The organism is Tropicimonas sediminicola (genome assembly GCF_900188335.1).
Taxonomy (GTDB): Bacteria; Pseudomonadota; Alphaproteobacteria; order Rhodobacterales; family Rhodobacteraceae; genus Tropicimonas; species Tropicimonas sediminicola.
The window spans coordinates 1-3,723 of record NZ_FZOY01000026.1; the positions used below are offsets into that span (position 1 = coordinate 1).

General features: G+C 69.4%; 3 protein-coding genes. All 3 read left to right on the forward strand.

What is annotated here, in order from left to right:
• Positions 1 to 1,321, forward strand: a 1,321-nt coding sequence (locus CHB86_RS24020; RefSeq protein WP_089235651.1) for a nucleotide sugar dehydrogenase, incomplete at its 5' end; no start/stop codon positions are given.
• Between the two features lie 17 nt (positions 1,322 to 1,338).
• Positions 1,339 to 2,808 carry a glycosyltransferase gene (locus CHB86_RS24025; RefSeq protein ID WP_089235652.1) on the forward strand — a complete coding sequence of 490 codons (1,470 nt, stop codon included), beginning with the start codon at positions 1,339 to 1,341 and terminating at the stop codon, positions 2,806 to 2,808.
• Positions 2,809 to 2,835: 27 nt separating this feature from the next.
• Positions 2,836 to 3,723 (forward strand): hypothetical protein (locus CHB86_RS24030; RefSeq protein ID WP_089235653.1); only part of this gene is annotated, 888 nt, incomplete at its 3' end.

Here is a 3,723-nt window from a genome sequence, read left to right on the forward strand (position 1 = left end):
GATGGCACGGATAAGCATTTTCGGGATTGGGTATGTCGGGGTTGTTTCGGCGGCCTGTCTTGCGAAGGACGGTCACGAGGTTGTTGCGGTTGATGTCGACCCGGTGAAGGTCGAGAACATCAACGCGGGCAAGAGCCCGATCGTGGAGAACGGCCTGGACGCCCTGATCGCGGCGGGGGTTGCCTCGGGGCGGCTTCGGGCGACGCTGGATGCGCGGGAGGCGGTTCTGGGGACGGATGCGTCCTTTGTCTGCGTCGGCACGCCGAGCGCGCCGGACGGGTCGGTCGGGCTGACCTACGTGGTCTCGGCCTGCGAGGCGATCGCGGCGGCGCTGAAGGAGAAGGACGGGTTCCACTCGGTTGTGATCCGCTCGACCATCGTGCCGGGCAGCACCGAGGGGGTCTGCATCCCGGTGCTGGAGCGGATCTCGGGCGGCATCGCGGGCAAGGATTTCGGCGTCGGCTACTACCCGGAGTTCCTGCGCGAGAGCACCGCGATCGAGGACAATTACGACCCCGGCCTGATCGTCTTCGGCCATCTCGACGCGCCGACCGGGGCGATCCTGACCGAGCTGAACGCGGATCTGCCCTGCGAGATCCACAAGGTCGACCTGCGCACCGCCGAGATGGTGAAGTACACCTCCAACACCTGGCGCGCGGTCAAGGTCACCTATGCCAACGAGATCGGCAACATCGCCAAGGCCTGCGGGCTCGACGGCCAGACGGTGATGAAGATCCTGTGCTCGGACAGCAAGATCAACATCTCCTCCTATTTCATGCGGCCGGGCTTCGCCTTCGGCGGCTCCTGCCTGCCCAAGGACGTGCGGGCGCTGCGGGCGCTGGCCCATGACAAGGGGGTGGTTCCGCACCTGATGGACGCGGTGCTGGAGGCCAATGCCGAGCAGATCGCCCGGGCCGAGCGCATGGTGCGGCAGAGCGGCGCCCGCCGCGTCGGCATGGTGGGCATCAGCTTCAAGCCGGGCACCGACGACATGCGCGAGAGCCCGCTGGCCGAGCTCGCCGCGCGGCTGATCGGCGAGGGGATCGACGTCAGCGTCTACGACCCCTACGTGCACACCGCGCTGACCGAGGAGATGAGCGCCATCGGCCGCACCGACCGCAAGGTGCCCGATCTCGCCTCCCGCATGGTGGGCGAGATCGGCGAGCTGATCGCCGGGTCCGAGGCGATCATCGTCGGCAATCTCTACGACGAGGCCCGCGCGCCGCTGACCGCGGCCTCGGAGGCGACGGTGATGGTCGACCTCACCCGGCTCGACCCGGCGCGCACCTCCTCGGGCGCCTATTCCGGCATCTGCTGGTAAGGCGGGGCGGGTCGGGAATGCTCGGACATCTCGCATATCTGACCGCGATGGTGCTGCTGGCCACGACGGCCCCGCTGCACCAGCTCGGCGAGGCCCGGGGCGCGCTGCTGGTGCTCGGTGTCGTCGGGATCTGGCGGTACAGCTGGGCGTTCCTGAACTTCTCCCGCGCGGTGGCCTACCTGCGGGTGGTCTATCCGAAGCGGCGCGCGGAGGCCGAGGCGGCCTTCGCCACCCGCCCGGTGCGGCCGCATGCCTTCTTCCTGACCACCAGCTACAAGATCGAGCCGGCGGTGACGGTGCGGGTCTACCGCTCGATCTTCGCCGCCGCCGCGGCCTCCGAGGGCGGCGCGACCATCGTCGCCTCGGTGGTCGACCCGGCCGATGCCCGGCTGATCCGGCGCACCTTTTCCGGCATGGCCCGCGACATGTCGACGGTGAAGCTGCGGGTCGACCAGATCCCCGGCACCGGCAAGCGCGACGCGCTGGCCCGCTCGCTGGAGCTGATCGCCCGCGACTGCCCGACCCGGCACGACGTGGTCACCTTCGTCGACGGCGACAGCTGCGTGCCCGAGGACCTGGTGGCCCGCTGCGCGCCGGTCTTCACCGATCCGCGCATCGGCGCGCTGACCACCGACGAGCGGGCCGAGATCGACCGCCCGGGGCTGTTCGAGGACTGGTTCAACCTGCGCTTCGCCCAGCGGCAGGTGATGATGTGCTCGATGGGGCTGTCCGCGCGGGTGCTGACCCTCACCGGGCGGATGTCGGTGTTCCGCGCCGACCTGGCCACCAACCCCGGCTTCATCGCCATGGTGCAGAGCGACAGCATCCAGCACTGGCGGCTGGGGCATGTGAAGTTCCTCACCGGCGACGACAAGTCGACCTGGTTCTGGCTGCTGTCGAACGGCTATCGCACGGCCTACCTGCCCGATGTCTCCTCGCTCTCGATGGAGAGCCAGCCGCGCCCGGGCTTCGTCGACAGCGCCGTGACGCTGATGACCCGCTGGTACGGCAACATGATGCGCACCAACGGCCGCGCCCTCGGCCTCGGGCCGGCGCGCATCGGCGCCTTCACCTGGTGGTCGCTGCTCGACCAGCGGGTCTCGATCTGGACGACGCTCGCCGGGCCCACCGGCGTGATCCTGACCGCGCTGCTGGCCGAGCCGATGATCCTGCCGGTCTATGCCGCCTGGGTGATGGGCACCCGCTACGTCTACTGCTCGATCGTCTCCGGCTTCCGCGGCCGCGCCGGCTTCCCCATCAGCTATCCGTTCCTGCTCTACTTCGGGCAGATCGTCGGCGCGCTGGTGAAGAGCTTCATCATCTTCCGCCTCGACCGCCAGAAGTGGACCCGCCAGTCCACCGCCACCGGCGCCGCGGCAGCCCTCACGACCGGACAGCGCCTGCGCATGGCCAGTTCCACCTATCTCCACGCGCTGACGGTCGGATGGCTCGTCGTCTGCGTCCTCTTCCTCACGAAAATCGCCTGAGCCGCACCGCCCCGAAGGAGCCCGGACATGCAGAGCAGCCTCGCCACACAGCCAAGCCCCGAAACCGCCGCCGAGCAGCTGCGCAGCAGCACCGAGCACCCGGTGATGCCGATCCGCTTCGAACTGCTGGTCCAGGACCGGCGCCTGCAGGGCAACGGGCTGTCGCTCACCGGCGGCACCTGCCAGGGCCTGCTCGACCCCTCGCTCGACGGCTCCCGCCAGCTCGCCGTGCTCCAGTTCTCCTTCGACGGCTTCTCCATCAGCCTGCCCGCCGAGATCGCCCTGCGCGTCCACGACGGCCCGGACCAGGGCGAGATCGCCTTCACCTTCCACGACCCCGCGGGATCCCACCTCCCGCAGCTCCGCTTCGTCCTCAACTCCTACATCGCGGGCGACCTCGTCCAGATCGCGGACGTCCTGCAGGTCAACACCCAGACGCGGGTCAAGCCGGCCCGTCCCGGCGCCCGCCGCGGGCCCGGCTTCTACGCCGCCCAATCCCTCCGCTACGCGGCCGTGGCCGCGCTCTCCATGGGCCTGGTCGCCATCGCCGCTTCCACGGTGCAGTCGCGCGTGCTGAGCCGGCTCGAGGCCTACCCGGCGGTGGTCTCGATGCCCGGCACCACCCTCCGCGCACCCGCCGCGGGCCAGATCGACTATCTCAATCCCGAGGCCGCGAAGGGCGACGTCGCCTTCTCCCTGCTGTCGACAACCGGCGCGATGCTCAGCATCAAGATGCCCTGCGACTGCGGCATCTCCGGCCTCGCCGTCGAAGAAGGCGCCACCATCCTCGCCGGCGAACCCGTCCTCACCCTCCTCACCGACACAGCCCCCCCAAAGATCCAGGCCACACTCAGCCCCCAAGGACTTCAGGCCGTCCTCAACGGCGACACAATCGAACTCGCGTTCGAGGATGGC

What these genes read in the sequence shown, in the direction of transcription:
- CHB86_RS24025 (WP_089235652.1), top strand. Translation starts at nt 1,339, where the DNA reads ATGCTCGGACATCTCGCATATCTGACCGCGATGGTGCTGCTGGCCACG.